This is a genomic window from Pedobacter sp. Leaf194, assembly GCF_001423945.1.
In the GTDB taxonomy this organism is placed as follows: Bacteria; Bacteroidota; Bacteroidia; order Sphingobacteriales; family Sphingobacteriaceae; genus Pedobacter.
Genome location: NZ_LMPU01000010.1, coordinates 134,402 through 152,361 on the forward strand (window position 1 = coordinate 134,402; position 17,960 = coordinate 152,361).

Sequence of the window (17,960 nt, forward strand, 5' to 3'; positions counted from 1 at the left end):
AAAAGTAAGGAATATAATTAAGCACATTATCAGCATTTGAATTTTAAAATCGCAAAATAATAAGCACTGATACCTTCCATCGTACAAAAACCTGACACTTAATTAAAGGCTTAACACTACAAAAACAAAGAACCCAAAAACAAAAACAACATATTATGCTTAGAGTAAAACTGGTAAAATTAATGCTCATCCTGATAACCGGCATGGCTTTACCTCAACTGGTAACGGCACAGCAGCAGGTTACCTTAAAGGATGCGCTTACTTATGCGCTCCAAAACAACACTAATGTTCGCAAATCTAAATTGGACATTGAACGGGGAAGATACAAAGTACAGGAAGTTCGTGCGCAGGCATTACCACAGCTTACTGGTAACGCGGGCTTAACCTACAACCCCATCATCGGCCAATTGGTCGCTAACTTCGGTGGACAAACACAGGCCATTAAACTCGGTCAGAACTGGAATTCATCTGCCGGCGTTCAGCTTTCACAGCAACTGTTTAATCAGCAGGTTTTTACCGGCTTACAAGCGGCAAAATCCAGTGAGGAATATTACAACTTAACTTCTCAATTAACTGAAGAACAGATAATTGAACTTGTTGCAAATAATTACTACCAGGTTTTGGTTAACAGACAACAACTAAACGTAATTGATACGAACATCAAAAATGTTAAAGTAGTTGAGAAAATTGTTGGCAATCAATATAAAAACGGCTTAGCCCGTAAAATTGACGTTGACAGGATTAATGTTAACCTGACTAATTTAAATACACAACGGGACCAAACCATCAACGCAATCACCCAGCTTGAAAACCAATTGAAGTTTTCTATGGGTATGCCGGTTTCAAATCAAATTACTTTACCGGCAACAGAGTTGACAGAAGTGACTGTTTTACCTCAGTTTGCAGATTCCGTTGATTTAGCAAACAGAACAGAGGTTAAGCTTTTAAATAATCAGGATAAACTTTTATCGCTCCAGCGAAAAGCTTATGTTGCCGAATATTACCCAACATTGGCCTTAACAGGAAATTACACCTACTCCAGCCAGAGTGATGGTTTCGATTTCTTAAGCTCAAATGCCGCAGCGATTGGTTATGGTGCATCAGCAATTGGTGTAACATTAAGGGTTCCAATTTTCAATGGCTTTTTAACCCGGTCGAAGGTTCGCCAGGCAAACGTGGATATACTTAAAGCTAAAGAGGACAGGAAAGAATCTACAAACTCGCTAAACCTGGCTTATGAAAATGCTAAAATACAGTTGCGCAACAACCTGAACACCATCAATTCGCAACGTAAAAATGCCGAACTGGCACAGGAAATTTACAAGAGCACACAAAATAATTACAATAACGGCTTAGCCTCCTTAACGGATTTACTTGAAACAGAAAACTCGTTAACCAGTGCGCAGAACAGTTATACGCAAGCTTTACTTAACTACAAGGTTGCTGAAATACAATTAATAAAATCAAACGGAAATATTAAATCGCTAGTACAATAGAAATGAAAAGAGTAATTACCATAATTATCGTAGTTGTTGTTGCCCTTGGTGCAATAGCTTATGTTTTAAGCAACAATAAAAAGAAGAACGAAGAAAAAACTGCTTTCATTGCTAAAGGTGGCGGGGCTGTTGCCGTTCGTGTTGCTTCAGTTGAAAAAAAGGTAGTAGATTTAGATTTTGTTGCGAACGGAAATTTTGTTCCAAAACAAGAATTAAACTTCTTATCAGAAAACGCTGGTCGTGTAACGGCAATTTATGTTGATGAAGGTTCCCGCGTGAGCAAAGGCCAGGTTTTGGCCCGCATTGATGCGGAGATTATCAATACAGATAGAGAAACTGCCCAGGCAACTTTCGAAAACGCAAAAAGAGACGAAGCCAGATACCAAAGTTCTTACGAAACAGGTGGCGTAACTCAACAACAGTTAGACCAGGCTAAACTAGCAACCAGAAATGCCAAACTGCGCTTGCAGGCATCTCAGCGTAAATTGAGTGATGCAAACATCAAATCGCCAATTAATGGCATTGTGAACAAAAGATATATTGAAGTTGGTGCTTTTGTTACCGCACAGGGAACTCAATTATTTGAATTGGTTGATGTTTCGAAATTGAAACTAAAAGTAAACGTTAACGAATCGCAGGTGGCAAGTTTAAAAATCGGCGATAACATTGATATCAAATCGACAGTTTTTCCTAACGAAAAGTTCTCTGGCAAAGTGACATTCATTGCCGCTAAGGCCGATGCAACCTTAAACTTCCCTATTGAAATTGAGGTTAGCAACAACACTAAAAACAGTTTGAGAGCAGGTATGTACGGAACGGCAGTATTTAACTTCCCGAAACAGGCGCCGAGCATTTTGATTCCACGTACATCATTTGTGGGTAGTGTGAGCAGCAACCAGGTTTTCGTGCTTGATAAATCGAACAACACCTCGAAAGTGCGTAATGTTGTTACCGGTCGTATTCTGGGCGATAATGTAGAGATCCTTGATGGGTTGAAAGAAGGCGAAACAGTAATTACCAGCGGACAGATTAACCTTGCTGAAGGAACTGCGGTTAGCATCGTTAAATAATTCAGTTTACAAAACTCAGTTTGCAGATTGTAAGCCTGAGCCTGTTGAAAGGACAATATTTTCCAGTCGCAATAAAAAATTAAAATGAAGATAACAGATATATCTATAAAAAGGCCCTCGCTGGTAATCGTGGTTTTTACCGCACTTACACTACTTGGGCTATTAAGTTACTTTTCGTTGGGTTATGAATTACTTCCAAAATTCTCAAACAACGTAGTATCTATTTCTACTATTTACCCCGGCGCATCGCCTGCGGAGGTAGAAAATACGGTTACCAAAAAAATCGAAGATGCGGTATCATCGATGGAAAACATTAAGAAAATAAACTCCGTTTCGTTTGAGAGTTTATCAACTGTAACCATCACCTTAACCGATAAAGCAAACATCGATATTTCATTAAATGATGCGCAACGTAAGGTAAATGCAATACTTGCCGATTTGCCTGAAGATGTGAAAACGCCATCATTAAGTAAATTCTCGCTAGATGATTTACCAGTTATTACCATGACTGCTTCGGCAAACATGGACGACGTTACCTTTTACGATTTAATCGATAAACGTATCGCTCCCGTGGTTTCAAGGGTTAGCGGTATTGCACAAGTTAACTTAGTTGGTGGTTCTGAACGGGAAATTCAGGTTTCTTTAGATGCTGATAAATTGCAGGGTTATAATCTTGCTGTGCCTCAGGTTCAGCAAATGATTTTGAGCTCGAATTTAGATTTCCCTACGGGAAGTGTTAAAACGCTGAATCAGGATGTCCTTATCCGTTTGTCGGGTAAATATAAAAGCATCGAGGAGTTAAGAAATCTTGTGCTAACAACTTCTAAAGATGGTGCTCAAATTCGTTTGGGCGATGTTGCCGATGTTCAGGATGCGCAAAAAGAAACAGAAAAATTAGCCCGCGTAAATCGCCAGGCTTCGATTGCAATCCAAATTATTAAACAAAGTGATGCGAATGCGGTAGAGGTGAGTAAAGGCGTACATGCCATCATCGACAAATTAAATTCGGAATACAAAGCGAATAAACTTGATATTAAGATTGTGAACGATAGTTCGATTTTTACTTTAGAATCGGCTGATGCGGTAATACACGATTTAATTCTTGCGGTTGTTTTAGTAGCGTTTGTAATGCTTTTCTTCCTGCACAGTTTGCGTAATGCGCTAATTGTAATGGTTTCCATTCCTGCATCGTTAATTGCAACATTTATTGGCATTAGCTTATTTGGTTTTACCTTAAACTTAATGTCGCTGCTTGGTCTGTCACTTGTGGTCGGTATCCTTGTGGATGATGCTATCGTGGTATTGGAAAACATCCAGCGGCACATGGAAATGGGCAAAAATAAAGTCAGGGCAGCATCTGATGCGACCCGTGAGATTGGCTTTACGGTTGTATCCATAACGTTTGTAATTGTGGTTGTGTTCTTCCCGATTGCGGTGAGTACAGGTTTAGTTTCGAATATTTTGCGCCAGTTTTGTGTGGTTGTAATTATTGCAACATTACTTTCATTGCTTGCATCGTTTACAATTGTTCCGCTTTTATTCTCGAGGTTTGGTAAACTAGAGCACATAACAGGTAAAAATGTATTTGGCCGTTTTATCCTTTGGTTTGAGAAACAGTTAAAGAAATTCACCATGTGGATTACAGGCATTTTGAACTGGTCGCTTAACCACAAAGCCTTAACGCTAATCATTGTATTTGTAATGTTTTTAGGTTCTTGCGGTTTGTTAGGTGCAGGTTTCATCGGTTCGGAGTTCTTCCCGAAATCGGATAAAGGAGAATTCCTTGTGCAGTTAGAGCTTCCAAAAGATGCATCACTTGAGCAAACCAACTTCTTAACACAAAGAGCGGAAGCGTTTTTGAGTAAGCAACCAGAAATTACGCAGTTAATCACGACCGTTGGTCAATCTACCGGCGATTTTGGTGGTACCCAGGCAACAGCATACAAGTCAGAAATAAATGTAAGGTTAGTTGAGCGTGAAAAACGTGAAGGTGTTTCATCGGATGTTTTTGCGACGAAAATGAGTCGTGCTTTAGCAAAAGAGCTAGTTGGAGCCAAAGTTAAAACAGTGCCAATTAGTATTTTGGGTATTGCAGAAAATGCGCCTATCCAACTTGTGGTAATGGGTTCAGATTTAGATAGCGCTTTGAAATATGCAGAGGGTGCACAAAAATTACTGGCTACAATTCCGGGTGCTACAGAGATTAAATTATCAGTAGAAAAAGGAACGCCGGAAATTAATGTTCAGGTAGACAGGGATAAAATGGCTGCAGTTGGTTTAACGTTATCAACCGTAGGTTCTACCATGCAAACTGCATTTGCCGGAAACACCGATGGCAAGTACAGAAAAGGCGAGTACGAGTATGATATCAATATTCAATACCAGACTTTTAACAGAAAGAATATCGACGACGTTCGAAACCTGATTTTCATTAACACAGCCGGTGCGCCAATTAAGTTATCGCAATTTGCAACCATCACCGAAGGTTCAGGCCCAAGTCAGCTGGAACGTTTAAATAAATCTACTTCGGTTTCGGTAAAAGCGCAATCTATCGGCAGACCAACAGGAACTGTTGTTACAGATTTCCAGGCGAAGTTAGAGGAATATCAAAAAAATGGTAAATTGAAGGCTCCGGTTGGCGTTAGTTATGTTTGGGCCGGCGATCAGGAGAATCAATCGGAAGGTTTTGGAACCTTAGGTATTGCATTGCTTGCAGCGATTATATTGGTTTATTTAATCATGGTAGCACTGTACGATAGCTTTATCTATCCACTGGTTGTAATGTTTTCACTACCGCTAGCTTTAATCGGGGCGCTCCTTGCCTTGGCTTTAACCAATAATTCAATCGGTATTTTTACCATATTAGGTTTAATTATGTTAATGGGATTAGTAGCGAAAAATGCAATTATCCTTGTCGATTTTACCAACCATTTAAAGGCTGAAGGTAAAGAAACCAAAGAAGCGCTCGTTTTGGCTAACCATGCCCGTTTGAGGCCGATTTTAATGACCACCATTGCCATGGTATTCGGTATGCTTCCAATTGCTTTGGCGAGTGGTGCAGGTGCCGAATGGAAGAATGGTTTGGCCTGGGTTATTGTTGGTGGTTTAACCAGTTCATTATTTTTAACCCTTATTGTAGTGCCTGTTGTTTACTTAATTTTCGATAGAATGTTGGATAAACTTGGCCTTAACAAAAAAGGTAAAACCATTGATGAACTGCTTGAAGAGCCGTACGATCACAAAGACGTTTTGGAATACGACGTGGACGCAACGCATTAATATACATCCAGATTAACAATCAACCAAGAGCTGCCTTCCCAAAAAGGCAGCTCTTTTTATTTGACTCGATTTTTAAGTCGAAAAATAGAATAAAATATAGTAGCCGAAACAAATAACACCGATTCCTTGTATATTAGATTGTATGTTTAAAATTATCCCTCAAATAATTCTGGCACTCATCGTTTTCGTTACACATGCCCAGCATCCTCCCGTTTTCGATGCAATGACATCAGATTCTTCTTTTATTACAATTTACGATTTAAATATTAGCCTTGTTAAATACAGTTATAAACCTAACGGAATAAGGTTTCTGGTGGTACACGATAACGAAGATACAGGCGTTAAAGCAGGCTTCGATTATATTCGCTGGAGCGGAGGTGAACTTGTTGACAGCCAATACGGAGGTGTTCGCGACTATAATTTTAGCTACATGGATGATGTTTACCGCATAGACCCAAACGCCATTTACACGGAAAGAGGTATTAACACCAGGCTTAAAAAAGATGAATTTAGCTCTAACGAAGTCGAAAAAACTTTAAATGCCGCGGGTAAACAAATCATCGATTTTTATAACCCAAAATCTCTAGGTTACATTTTGACCCTGCACAACAACGCAGACGGTGGTTTTGGAATCGCCTCTTATTTGCCGGGTTACGACCTTGCAAGTGCTGCAGATTCCGTGTACATAAATTTTGAAATGGATGCAGACGATATGCTGTACGTTACTGATTTGAAACTCTTCAATAGTTTAAAGAAAGCGAATGTTAATGTAATGCTTCAATCGAAATTTGTTGAAAATGATGGATCCTTGTCCGTTTATGCAATGCAGAATAACATCCCCTACATTAATGTTGAGGTGCAACATGGTCATCAGGAAGAGAATTTACGATTGATAGAAATTGCAATAGCTGCTTTGCAGGAACACAACCTGATAAAGAAACCCGGATAAAAGCCCTTACTCGATGACCCTGATTTTCGTGACAAGGAAACTTACGAACAGACCAAAACAACCGATAACAGCATATGAATACCGAAGGCTTGATAGCGCAGAAATATAGCCAATAAGCGGCGGCCCCATTAAAAACCCGAGGTAACTTACACTGGAAACCATTGCAATTGCCATGCCTGGCGCCACCTTTCCGTTTTTACCGGCAACACTATAAACTGTTGGTACGATGCTAGAAACACCTACTCCAACAAGCATAAAACCGAAAGTGGCTGTTAAAATGTAGGGAAAGAAAACGGATAAAAACATACCGCTGGAAATAATTAACCCACTAATTTGTATCGTTTTTTTGCGCCCGAGCCTTGCAATAATTTTATCGCCCACAAAACGCCCGGTTGCCATCATTACCATGAACGATGCGTAACCCAGTATGACTAAAGATGATGGGGCTTTTACGATATCCTTAAAATATACGCCGCTCCAATCGAACATTGCGCCTTCTGTGGCCATACTACAAAAACCAATCATACCCAACTGCAATAGCGCACCTTCGGGCATTCTAAAAAGTTTAGGCTTCCTTTCTGCTTTTGCGCCCTTGCCGGGCACGAGGTGCTTGTAGTTCAAAAAGATATTTATAAAAATTATCCCAACAATTATCCAAAAATGGTGATAGGGAACAATGTGGAGATTTATCATGAGCAGGCCTATTAAAGCCCCGGTGAAACCAGCGATGCTCCAGGCCCCGTGAAAAGAGGTCATAATTGGACGCCCGAACAATTTTTCAGCTTCAGAGCCTTGGGTATTTACGGCAATATTACACATGTTGCCTACAATGCCGAAAATAAGTAAAAAGACAGCTAGATGCCATGGTGCTGTTGCCAAACCCAAGTTGCTAAGCGCTAGCACATAAAGTGGTGCTGTAATGGTTAATATTTTCTTACTTCCATATCTGGTAACAAGCCGCCCGGAAACTGGCATGGTGATTAATTGCCCAAGTGGCAGCGCCAGCAGAATGCTACCCAATTCACCATCTGACAGATTTAAACTATGTTTTATCTCTGGAATCCGGCTTGCCCAGGAGGCAAAAGCAATGCCCTGACCAAAATAAAACAAAGAAACCGCCAGCCGGATGCGGTTTGGAGAGCTTCGCAAAACAGGTTTAATCTCTGCTTGATTTGATGATTCCTGGTTTGTTGTAGACTCTTCCAAAACTTTGTAATTATGATAATAAGCGGTGTTGCAAAGGTCTTTAATTCCTTTGTAAATCCGAAGCGATTTTTATCATTTACATACAATAAAAAAGCCCCGTTTTATTGGCGGGGCTTTAAAATTTATATTTTGTTTGGCTGAAAGAATTTTACCGTTCCATCGCCTTCACTGGCAACTATCAGTAAACTTCGCCCATTCGGACTATCTTTTGGTTTCACAAATAACACGCCTTCCGGAGCATCTCCGGTAGAGAATAGCTGAACAAATTTTGGGGTAGCGGGTGTGGTAACATCGTAAACCGCAACCATATCTACGCGTTCAAGGCCGATAAATGCCAACATCTTACCATTAACCTGTGCAACAGTTACACCTTCAACTTCTACACCCTTATTGTCTGAGCGCTCATCGTCATATTTGCCAGCATCGATAACATGTTGTTCTAAATCTTTACCAATATTTGCAATTAACGCCCCAGTGCCTGCATTTAAAATGCTTAAACTTCTACCACCGGTAGCATATATTTCGTCGTAATCGCCGTCACCGTCTGTATCGCCATAAGCTTTGGTTGCAGTTAACCTGCCAAGATTTCCATCGAGCTGTAACGTTGCCGCTGTTGGAAACTTTGTTGGGTCTAACTTTAAACTTTTAACACGTACTTCTTCATCGTAACCTTTCCAGGCCCTGGTATCACCCTCGTTTGCAAGTGCGAGATAAGACGTACCGCCAGTTGAAAAGAATGAAATTGCGTCGGGAAGGTAAAATGCCTTTATTGGCCAGTTAGATAAAAGAATTTTGTTGTCTTTATCACTAACATCGAAAGGATTTTCAGCAAGGCTGATGTCTCTTGTACCTAAAGGATTGATTTTAGTAATTGAACCTGAAACGATGTCTACTTCAGCTACACCGTTATTTTCCTGCAAGGTTACATAAGCCTTTTTAGAATCAGCACTGATTGCAATATATTCCGGCTCAATGTCTTGTGCAAAACTCGCATTTGGGCCGTAAATCCGGAAACCACCAGCCACCAGGTTAGCCTTTTGCGATTCGAGCGAGGCAAAGTCAAGCGTTTTAACCGAATAATTATCCTTAATATTTATTATCGAAATTGTCCCTTTTGGGTCTACCGTGTAATCATCACTTGGTTCGCCCTCATTGGCAGAAAGGATGTAATTTCCATCAGGACTAAATGTTACCATATCCGGCATTGCCCCGACGGTAATTTTTTTAACCTCAGATAAATCTGAAGTTTTTAAAACAACTACGTCGCCATTTCCCTGCTTACTAGCACCATCCAAAGCAATTGCTAATAAACCGTTTGAAACTGCAACGCTGTTTATGCCTGCATTGGCTGGATAACTTAACGTTTTAAATTTAGTTACCGTTGGATAGTTGGTTAAATCGACAACTTCAACCTTTGCGCCACCTTCGTTACTCACTACAAAGAGTTTTTTCGTGGATGGGTCGTAGGCAGATATTTCCGCAGATGTTTCTCCACCCAGGTCGATTGTGGCAATTTCTTTAAAACTTGCTATGTCTTCGGCAACGATATTTTCGGTTGCTTCAACAGGCTCTGAGATTTTTTTACAGGCAGTTGAAGCCATCATTGCCATTAAAAGGGCAACGAAAAGTTTTTTACAGTTCATGGTTTTATAATATCTGAACCGCAAAAATAAATTTCGCGAACGCCTATTTTTTAACCTTGTTTATTATCATTTTGTTAAGGAATGATGAAGCTGAAACCGCAGCGAAGGAAAGATTAAAGCCGATAATTAAGAACGAAGCGCAATAGCCAGCAGCAAAACCAGAGTTAATTTAGAAAAAGGCAGTAATGATGATTTGGGTTTTGCATGAGGGATAGTAGTGGAAATCCTTTTTTGATTTTTCTTCAAAAAAGATTGTAACGGATAGCCCGACCCTTGCGCAGCTTGGGGCATGCCCAAAAATTTATAAACCAACATCGTCGAAATATTTACGAATGTAAGGAAAGAATTTGCGGAGTGCCATCGAAAACTGGCTGCAGGTGCATTTTGTCATTATCCCGGCTACCGGAAAAAAGTCGCAAATTTTCGTTAAAGACACTTTTCTTAAAATGCCTTTATAAACAGCATGAAAATACTCGTAAGAACTGGTAAAAATGAAGAAAAGTTCAGAATGCAAAAAAGCCGATAAAAATTTACCGGCTTTTTTAAAAGAACTTCAAGTTTTTATGCTAAACCAAAGACTTGATTTTGGAAAACGTTTAGCTTGATGTTGCTTGTTAAATGTGTATCGCCCTGTTATCAGTTGCAGCTAAAGCAGCTTCTTTTAAGGCTTCTGTGTACGTTGGGTGCGCATGACAGGTACGTGCAATATCTTCTGCAGATGCCCGGAATTCCATTGCAATTACAGCTTCAGCAATCATATCTGCAGCCCGCGGACCAATCATGTGCACACCTAAAACTTCATCAGTTGAAGCATCGGCCAACACTTTAATAAACCCGTCGGTATCCATACTTGCTTTCGCACGTCCGCTCGCTTTGAAAGGGAATGAACCGGCCTTGTATTTTGTGCCTTTTTCTTCTAATTGCTCTTCTGTTAAACCAACAGAGGCTACTTCCGGCCATGTATAAACTACACCAGGGATTAAATTATAGTTGATGTGTGGTTTTTGTCCGGCGATAGTTTCAGCAACATAGGTGCCTTCATCTTCGGCTTTGTGTGCCAACATTGCGCCGGTAATTACATCGCCAATAGCGTATACACCAGGAACTGAAGTTTCTAAATGCTCGTTTACAGGGATTTTTTTGCCCCGCTCTTCGATTGTGATTCCAATTTTATCCAGGCCTAATCCTTCTGTGTACGCCGTACGGCCCACCGCAACAATGCAATAATCAGCATCAAGAGTAATAGTTTCGCCTTTTGGAGTTTCAGCAGTTACCGTAACATTTTTACCTTTTGTTGTAGCGTCGGTAACCTTATGACCCATGTAAAATTCCATGCCCAGATTTTTCTTCAACACACGCTGAAGTTCTTTCCCTAAACTGGCATCCATAGTTGCGATAATAGATGGAAGAAATTCTACAACGGAAACTTTAGTGCCTAAACGGGCATAAACAGAACCTAATTCTAAACCAATAACGCCACCACCAATTACGACCATGCTTTTTGGAACTTCGGTAATATTTAAAGCTTCAGTAGAGGTAATAATTCGTTTTTTATCTACTGGCAAAAACGGGAGCACTGTAGGCTTTGAGCCTGTAGCAATAATTACATTTTTAGCCGTTAAAGTTTCGGTAGAACCATCTGCCTTGGTAATTAGCACTGTATTTTTATCAACGAAGGAACCTACGCCTTCATAAGAATCGATTTTATTTTTTTTAAACAGATAAGTGATACCTGCAGTATTTTGAGCCACAACATCGTCTTTGCGGGCGATCATTTGCGGCATATTAACCTTAAGGTTTTTTAAATCGATACCGTGAGTGGTAAAGGTGTGTGCGGCATTATGGAAATGCTCTGAAGAATCCAATAAAGCTTTGGAAGGAATACAACCCACATTTAAGCAAGTGCCTCCAAAAGTTTTGTATTTTTCTATAACCGCAGTTTTTAAACCTAACTGAGCACAACGGATTGCGCCTACATAACCGCCCGGCCCTGAACCGATAACAACGACATCGTATTGCATAATTTCTTGATAATTTTGATTATACAAAGGTAGGGAAAAAAGGCCGAAAGCTGAAAATCAAAAGCTTAAAGCAAAGACACGATGCGGTAAAATTCTGGCTTAAAACCAATAAAACGAACCGTGCTCAGGGCATAACTTCGAAAAGAAAAAATTGCTGCACCTGGGTTTTGCCGAAATTATTATCAACACAAAAAATTAAAGATTTATGGCCATTCGGAAGCTTTGGTCCGAACGTTACGCCTTCAAAATTATCGATATGAATGTTCAGGCTATCAAAATCGAAAAGCAACTTTTTCTTTAGTGGTTTTGGCGGGGTTTTTACAAAAGATTCATTATCAATTTCGTTTTCAGCGCCTTTTAAATCAACAAGGTAAAGTTTTATAAAGGTGTGGTCATCGTGCCCTTTGGCCCAGGCACGCTCCATAACTAAAAGTGTGTGGTGGTTTATGGCCAGAATTTCGGAAATACCATTTAAATTCCAGTCGCTTTCTACGGTTGGGTTTACAGGTAAATCGCCCAGGTTGTAAGCATACTGCGCTGTATTTTTTTTACGCTTTACATCGAATTTCAAGATTCTGGTTAGCGCTCTGTCGTAGCCAAAAGCGGCTTGCCTTCCATCCTGATAAAGTGGTTCTTCCAGACTTGCATAAAGGGTTGTATAATTATCTGCGTAAGTAATGCCTTCGAAAAGGGCATTTTTTCTTGGCCCGTTTTCGCTTTTCGTAAAATGAAAACCCTTCGGCAATGGAATCGTATCAACAAAATTCCCAGTAGAGGTTAAAAATGTAAGTGCAGGCTGAACGAGAATTGAATCACCATTTTTAAATAGTCGCTCGCCTTCGTTGCTCCAAACTAAACTTTGATTTTTCGGGTTAAATCTAACCGATTCACCATCTGCCTTTAAACTTTTAACTGACCCGTATTTTGGGTATTGTTGTCCGTTGCTTTGCAAAATTGGAATAAAGCCTGTAAAATTAATGGTATCAATTTTATTTTCGTTGATGTCAATTTTGGCAGTGTAAATCCTCGCCGGGCTAACCTGCGACGGATCATCACTAATCAAATAATAGTTACCTGTTTTCTCATCATAATCAATACCGGATAAGCCCCCGACTATTGTATTTTGAAAAGTTTGATTTAATGGCACAATGTATTCATCCAAAAATTTTATTGATGAAACTGTGGTTTCTTGCTGCAGCGCTAATTGTTTGGTTGCCGAACATGAGGTAAGCAACAAAACAAATGCAAGGTAACCCAGTATGGTTTTGTGTGATATTTGTTTCAAACCAATTCTTTTTATCTGGCAAAAATATAGAATTTAGGCCAAAAAAAAACCGCTTCAATATTAAATCAAAGCGGTTCGAAATTATATTAATACTTATTAAAATAGCTTTCCGATAACGCGGTAAGTTGTTGTATTGCCGCTAGTTACTTCTTCGTAATAAACATCATCGGGAGAAACAAAATATTTCTCGTTTTTAATGGTTACTTCTCTGCAGCCGTCAGGCAAAACATTAATGATATCACCAATTTGGTGTGTATCAACTGGTCCGTCTGTTGTATTTAAAACACCATCTTTACCGGCAACAATATAAACTTCCTTGCCATCTTTATTGGTGCCCTGGGTGTAGTAAACGCCTTTATACTCGTAATAATCTACACCATCTATCGTAACCAGATTTGCATCAGATGGTAAGGTTGGAACTTCTGCACCCACTGGCGGCACAACCACCTGGTAATTATTTTCGTACTGACGGTAAAATAATCCGCCAGAATAATAATATTGGTTGGGGCCGTAATAAAACGGATAGTAGCCGTAAGGCAACACATTTAACCTGAAACCGATAAATGGCCTGTAGTAATTGTAATAACCAAAATAAGCTCTTCCGCGGTAACCAGAATGATAACCATAGCCCGGACGGTAACCATAACCGGGTCTTACACCAATTCCTGGTCTATAGCCAGAATTTGTGCGATAACCCAGGCGCTCAGGTCGGCCTCCGCTAAGGCGGTTTAGCCCGCCAGAGTTATAGCTTCCACGGTTTGGTGCCTGCGAAATTCGGTTACCCGATGGCGCCTGCATTGAAGGCTGCCTTGAAAAACCACCACGCGAGGGCGCCATAGAGCCAGAACGGCCACCGCCACCCATGCTGCTTCCGCCACCGCCACCTCTGCTTGGTCTCTGAGCAGAAGCAGTATCAATGCTTAATGTTGTTACCATCGCCGCAACAGCGAAAACAACCAACCCTTTATTTAATAACCTTTTCATTTGTTTTTATTTAAATCAATTATCTATATGACGGTGAAAAACCCTAAAAGATTACCCCTTAACTTAATTTAACTAAATTCTGATACTGGAATGACTAACCACTCCGATTAGCTTTCTAACAAACCTTTTACGGGCTGTTTTTTCGATTCGATTCCCAGAAAGACTATATTTAAATTTTATTCTCTAAACCAATCATAAAATGAACCTCAGTAAAATTTTAGGTATCGTAATTTGTTTGTTCGTCTCGCACGAAATGTTTGCTCAGCAACCGGATTCGGCATATGTAAGGGAAAACTACACAAAAATAGAGCGACAAATACCAATGCGTGACGGCGTAAAACTCTTTACATCAATTTATATACCCAAAAATCAATCCAAAAAATACCCTTTTCTCATTAACAGAACACCTTATACGGTTGCACCTTATGGGGAAGATAAGTATAAGCTTAGCCTTGGGAATTTTCCGGCCATGATGCGTGAAGGTTTTATCTTCGTTTATCAGGACGTTCGCGGAAGATGGATGAGTGAGGGGACTTTTGAGGATATTCGTCCACAAACTTTAAAAAAGGGAAAGAAAGATATCGATGAAAGTACAGATACGTACGATACCATTGACTGGCTGGTAAAAAACATAAAGAACAACAATGGTAATGCAGGTATTTATGGAATCTCCTATCCGGGTTTTTATTCGACAACTTCGCTACCCAACGCACACCCCGCTTTGAAAGCCGTTTCGCCACAGGCACCAGTTACCGATTGGTTTATCGGCGACGACTTCCACCACGGCGGCGCCTTATTTTTAATGGATGCATTTAGTTTCATGAGTGGTTTCGGTGTTCCGCGACCAAAACCTATTACACCAGACAAAGGGCCGAAAGGTTTCAATTTTCCAATACAAGATAACTACCGCTTTTACCTCGAATCGGGTTCGGTTAAAAATTTAAAGGATAAATATTTTGCGGATAGCATTAAGTTTTGGAACAATTTGGTTAAACACCCCAATCTTGATACCTTCTGGAAGGCACGATACATCATTCCACATCTTAAAAATGTTAAACCTGCCGTTATGGTTGTAGGTGGCTTTTTTGATGCTGAGGATGCTTACGGAACTTTCGCAACTTATAAAGCCATCGAAAAACAAAATCCTGAAGCCAATAATATTTTGGTAGCCGGACCATGGTTTCACGGAGGCTGGGTTAGAAGCGATGGCGCTTCTTTTGGGGATATTAAATTTGGGAAAACCACCAGTATCGATTACCAGCAACAATTTGAGTTGCCATTTTTTAAACACTATTTAAAAGGCGAAGGCGACTTTAAAGCCGCTGAAGCTAATATTTTCGTAACCGGAAGCAATGAATGGAAAAAATTTGGCAGCTGGCCACCAAAAGAGGTTGAAACTAAAAATCTTTATTTGCAGCCTAACGGAAAACTTGCCTTTGAGAAGGTTGGCAGAACCGATAGCTGGGACGAATACGTAAGCGACCCCAACCATCCGGTTCCATACCAGGATGGTGTGCAAGCTAAACGCACACGAGAATATATGATAGACGACCAGCGCTTTGCTGCCCGAAGGCCTGACGTGAAAACTTACCAAACAGATGCTTTAAAGGACGATATTACTTTAACAGGACCTGTATTGGCAAACCTTGTGGTTTCTACAACAGGCACTGATGCCGATTATGTTGTAAAATTGATTGATGTGTACCCGGAAGATGAACCAAATCCCAGCCCGAATCCAAACAACATAATGATGGGCGGTTACGAAATGCTGGTACGAGGTGAAATTTTACGCGGAAAGTATCGCAACACTTTCGAAAAACCTGAAGCCTTTGTTCCTGGTGCCATTACTAAAGTTAATTATGCCTTGCCAGATGTTGCACATACTTTTAAAAAGGGACACAAAATAATGATTCAGATTCAAAATTCATGGTTTCCATTAGCCGATAGAAACCCTCAGAAATTTATGGACATTTATCAGGCAGAACCCGGTGATTTTCAAAAAGCTACCCATAAGATATACCACGACACTTCAAACAGTTCATACATCAGCGTATCCGTTTTAAAATAAATAAACATGAAATACATCAAACTTATTGTTTTCGCTCTAATCCTGTCGGCTTCTGCAAGTTTTGCTCAAACAGGAAGTTACCCAAAAGAAAATTTTACCAAAAAGGAAATCTACATCACGATGCGTGATGGTGTTAAACTTTTTACAGCCATTTATACACCCAAAGATGCTTCGAAAGATAAAAGATACCCAATGATTATGCAGCGAACCTGCTACAGCATAGCGCCTTATGGCGAAGATAAATTTCCTGCAAAACTTGGCCCATCCGATTTGATGATGAAGGAAGGTTATATTGTGGTAATGCAGGATGTGCGGGGCCGTTATAAAAGCGAAGGTACTTTTACAAATATGACACCGGTTATCGACAATAAAAAAGCGAAAACTGATGTTGATGAAGGTTCTGATACTTATGATACAATCGATTGGCTGGTAAAAAATATTCCAAATAATAATGGCAGAGTTGGCCAGTGGGGCATTTCATATCCAGGTTTTTACACCGCAGCAGGCATATTGAGCAATCATCCAGCGTTGAAAGCATCTTCCCCGCAAGCACCAATTTCAGACTTTTTCTTTGATGATTTTCATCACAACGGTTCATTTTTACAAAGTTATTTTTTCACTTTTCCCGTGTTCGGGGTTCAAAAAGCCGGACCGGAGACCAGCGCATGGTATGGCAAACAAACCATCAAACCAAATACAAAAGATGGTTACCAGTTTGCTTTGGATTTAGGTCCGCTAAGCAATGCCGACAAATATTATAAGGATAACTTTTTCTGGCAGGAAACCGTAAATCATCCTAACTATGATGATTTCTGGCAAAAACGTGGCTTGTTGAAACATTATAGTACAATTAAGCCGGCTGTGATGGTTGTAGGTGGCTGGTATGATGCAGAAGATTTATCCGGACCACTAAACATTTATAAGTCTATTGAAAAGAAAAACCCAAATGCCTATAATACTATCGTGATGGGCCCGTTTGGGCATGGGCGCTGGAGCCGGGAAACTGGCCATACAATGCACAGCAACGTGTATTTTGGCGATAGCATTGCTACATTTTATCAAAAAAATATCGAGGCGAAATTCTTTAATCATTTTTTAAAGGGCAAAGGTGATAAAAACACCGGTTTACCCGAAGCGTATATGTACGATACCGGCAAAAAGAACTGGGAAACTTTTGATAAATGGCCAACGGAAAAAGCTAGCAGGCAAAAGCTATTTTTAGGCGCTGACGGCAAATTGAGCATGAATGCGCCAACAACTGCAGGCGAATCAGCTTACCTGAGCGACCCGCTGAAACCCGTTCCTTACACAGAAGATTTAACCACTACACTGGGCTTTACACCTCACAATTATATGAGTGAAGACCAGCGTTTTGCGGGCCGCAGACCCGACGTATTGGTTTTCCAAACAGAGGTTTTGGAGAATGACATTACGCTTGGCGGCGAGATTGTGTCGCATCTTAAAGTTGCAACAACGGGTACAGATGCAGATTTTATTGTGAAACTGATAGATGTTTACCCTGCAGATGAACCGAATAATCCTTATATGCCAAATAAAAACATTACGCTAAGTAATTACTGGCAAATGGTTCGGTCGGAGATTATGCCGGCCCGTTTCCGCAATAGTTTTGAAAAACCTGAGCCTCTGGTTGCAAACAAAAAAACCGATGTAAATTTCAGATTGCAGGATGTTTTACACACTTTTAAAAAGGGCCACAGAATTATGATTCAGGTTCAAAGCACTGCTTTTCCGCTCTTTGCCCGAAACCCGCAGAAATTTGTCGATAATCCATATAAAGCAACAGAAGCCGATTATATAAAAGCTACGCAGACCATATTTAATGATAGTTTTATCGAGGTTGACCTGATTAAATAGTGCTGCGAGCTACTGCTGTTAAAAAACCAATCGTTATTCGTGAACGAGAGAACTGATTATCTTAATCAAATAAAAATAACTCGT

12 protein-coding genes are annotated in these 17,960 nt (G+C 40.2%); 6 read left to right on the forward strand and 6 right to left on the reverse strand.

Annotation, left to right across the window (positions count from 1 at the left end):
* The first annotated feature begins 155 nt into the window (after nt 1-155).
* From ASG14_RS15145 to ASG14_RS15160, 4 genes are all read left to right on the forward strand, one after another.
* Nucleotides 156-1,496 (forward strand): TolC family protein, encoded by a 1,341-nt coding sequence (locus ASG14_RS15145; protein ID WP_056871914.1) that lies wholly within the window; start codon nt 156-158, stop codon nt 1,494-1,496.
* A gap of 2 nt (nt 1,497-1,498) precedes the next feature.
* Nucleotides 1,499-2,566 (forward strand): efflux RND transporter periplasmic adaptor subunit, encoded by a 1,068-nt coding sequence (locus ASG14_RS15150; protein ID WP_056871915.1) that lies wholly within the window; start codon nt 1,499-1,501, stop codon nt 2,564-2,566.
* Nucleotides 2,567-2,650: 84 nt separating this feature from the next.
* Nucleotides 2,651-5,845 (forward strand): efflux RND transporter permease subunit, encoded by a 3,195-nt coding sequence (locus ASG14_RS15155; RefSeq protein WP_056871916.1) that lies wholly within the window; start codon nt 2,651-2,653, stop codon nt 5,843-5,845.
* Nucleotides 5,846-5,987: 142 nt separating this feature from the next.
* Nucleotides 5,988-6,794, forward strand: coding sequence for a hypothetical protein (locus ASG14_RS15160; protein ID WP_056871917.1), 807 nt, complete (start codon nt 5,988-5,990; stop codon nt 6,792-6,794).
* Nucleotides 6,795-6,800: 6 nt separating this feature from the next.
* Here the strand turns inward: ASG14_RS15160 and ASG14_RS15165 are convergent, their stop codons facing one another.
* The 6 genes from ASG14_RS15165 to ASG14_RS15195 all read right to left on the reverse strand — a co-directional run bounded on the left by ASG14_RS15165 (nt 6,801) and on the right by ASG14_RS15195 (nt 13,933).
* A complete protein-coding gene (locus tag ASG14_RS15165; protein ID WP_056871918.1) occupies nt 6,801-8,000 on the reverse strand; it encodes an MFS transporter in 1,200 nt (399 codons plus the stop codon).
* A gap of 122 nt (nt 8,001-8,122) precedes the next feature.
* Nucleotides 8,123-9,643, reverse strand: coding sequence for a choice-of-anchor I family protein (locus ASG14_RS15170; protein ID WP_056871919.1), 1,521 nt, complete (start codon nt 9,641-9,643; stop codon nt 8,123-8,125).
* A 126-nt stretch (nt 9,644-9,769) separates the two neighbouring features.
* Nucleotides 9,770-9,958 (reverse strand): hypothetical protein, encoded by a 189-nt coding sequence (locus tag ASG14_RS15175; protein WP_056871920.1) that lies wholly within the window; start codon nt 9,956-9,958, stop codon nt 9,770-9,772.
* Nucleotides 9,959-10,257: 299 nt separating this feature from the next.
* Complete coding sequence (gene lpdA, locus ASG14_RS15185; RefSeq protein WP_056871922.1) at nt 10,258-11,664, reverse strand: dihydrolipoyl dehydrogenase; 1,407 nt, start codon at nt 11,662-11,664, stop codon at nt 10,258-10,260.
* A gap of 124 nt (nt 11,665-11,788) precedes the next feature.
* Complete coding sequence (locus ASG14_RS15190) at nt 11,789-12,949, reverse strand: esterase-like activity of phytase family protein (RefSeq protein WP_056871923.1); 1,161 nt, start codon at nt 12,947-12,949, stop codon at nt 11,789-11,791.
* A gap of 96 nt (nt 12,950-13,045) precedes the next feature.
* Nucleotides 13,046-13,933 (reverse strand): DUF6515 family protein, encoded by an 888-nt coding sequence (locus tag ASG14_RS15195; RefSeq protein WP_056871924.1) that lies wholly within the window; start codon nt 13,931-13,933, stop codon nt 13,046-13,048.
* Nucleotides 13,934-14,132: 199 nt separating this feature from the next.
* On the opposite strand from ASG14_RS15195, the gene ASG14_RS15200 reads away from it, so the two are divergent.
* Entirely contained in the window at nt 14,133-16,001 is a 1,869-nt protein-coding gene (locus ASG14_RS15200) for a CocE/NonD family hydrolase (RefSeq protein ID WP_056871925.1), read from the forward strand.
* A gap of 6 nt (nt 16,002-16,007) precedes the next feature.
* The gene (locus tag ASG14_RS15205) at nt 16,008-17,876 is read left to right on the forward strand and encodes a CocE/NonD family hydrolase (protein WP_056871926.1); all 1,869 of its coding nucleotides are present in this window, start codon (nt 16,008-16,010) and stop codon (nt 17,874-17,876) included.
* Nucleotides 17,877-17,960: the final 84 nt, after the last annotated feature.